Source organism: Streptomyces sp. NPDC059456, assembly GCF_042750055.1.
GTDB lineage: Bacteria > Actinomycetota > Actinomycetes > Streptomycetales > Streptomycetaceae > Streptomyces.
Genome location: NZ_JBHYVA010001097.1, coordinates 1 through 1,480, shown reverse-complemented (window position 1 = coordinate 1,480; position 1,480 = coordinate 1). Strand labels below are relative to the sequence as shown.

The following is a 1,480-nucleotide window of genomic DNA, read 5'->3' as shown; positions in this document are numbered from 1 at the left end:
CAGCAGCTGGTCCAGGCCCCAGTCCAGGTCCTCCTTGCTGATCACCAGCGGGGGCGCGATCCGGATCGTCGAACCGTGCGTGTCCTTGACCAGCACCCCGAGTGCCATCAGCTTCTCGGAGATCTCCCGGCCCGTGCCGTGCGCCGGGTCGATGTCGACGCCCGCCCACAGCCCCCGCCCGCGTACGGCGGTCACCGCGCCCCCGCCCACCAGCAGGTTCAGCTCCCGGTGCAGGTGGTCGCCCAGCTCGGCGGCGCGCTGCTGGTACTCGCCGGTGCGCAGCATCGCGACCACCTCGAGGGCGACCGCGCAGGCCAGCGGGTTGCCGCCGAAGGTGGAGCCGTGCTCGCCGGGCCGGAACACCCCGAGCACGTCCCGGTCGGCGACGACGGCCGAGACCGGGACCACGCCGCCGCCCAGCGCCTTGCCGAGGAGGTACACGTCCGGCACGACGTCCTCGTGCTCGCACGCGAAGGTCTTTCCGGTCCGGCCCAGCCCCGACTGGATCTCGTCCGCCATGAACAGGACGTTCCGCTCGCGCGTGAGCTCCCGTACGCCCCGCAGGTAGCCGGCCGGCGGCACCAGTACGCCGGCCTCGCCCTGGATCGGCTCCAGCAGCACGGCCACGGTGTTCGCGGTGACGGCAGCGGCCAGCGCGGTGAGGTCCCCGTACGGCACGATCTCGAACCCGGGGGTGTAGGGCCCGAAGTGGTCGCGGGCCTCGTGGTCCGTCGAGAAGCTCACGATCGTCGTCGTGCGGCCGTGGAAGTTGCCCGCCGCGACCACGATCTTGGCCTGCCCGTCCGGGACGCCCTTGACCTCGTAACCCCACTTGCGGGCCGTCTTCACCGCCGTCTCCACGGCCTCCGCACCCGTGTTCATCGGCAGCACCATCTCCTTGCCGCAGAGCGCGGCGAGTTCGGCGCAGAACTCGGCGAACCGGTCGTGGTGGAAGGCCCGCGAGGTGAGGGTGACCCGCTCCAGCTGCGCCTTGGCAGCGTCGATCAGCCGCCGGTTGCCGTGGCCGAAGTTGAGCGCCGAATAGCCCGCGAGCATGTCGAGGTAGCGGCGGCCCTCCACATCGGTCATCCACGCGCCTTCCGCGGACGCCACGACGACGGGCAGCGGGTGGTAGTTGTGCGCGCTGTGCGCCTCGGCGGAACGCATCGCTTCAGCAGTTGTCGACACGGGGTCTCCGATCGTCGGTCGGGCGGGCCGGGGTGGCGGGTGGCACGGGTGACGAGGGTGGCGTCATCCGCCCCACCTTGTATACGGCTATACGTCGCTCGAATACCGGACGGGGAAACCTTTCTTGTGGAGCGCCCGCTAAGGTGAGCGCTACGCACGGCGACTGGCGTACGGGGAACCAACTCCGGGGGAGTCGTGCGCGCACGACCGCCGCCCGGGCCGCGCGCCAGGGCCGCGCGGGGAGGCGGTCGTACATCGAACCCGGAGGCGCCGCCAGGAGCGCGACCCGCCC

General features: G+C 71.8%; 1 protein-coding gene. It reads right to left on the bottom strand.

Going from position 1 to position 1,480, the window contains the following annotated elements; translation table 11 throughout:
* Window positions 1–1,167 (bottom strand): ornithine--oxo-acid transaminase (gene rocD / locus ACFXA3_RS42450; RefSeq protein ID WP_385196871.1); only part of this gene is annotated, 1,167 nt, incomplete at its 3' end.
* Window positions 1,168–1,480: the final 313 nt, after the last annotated feature.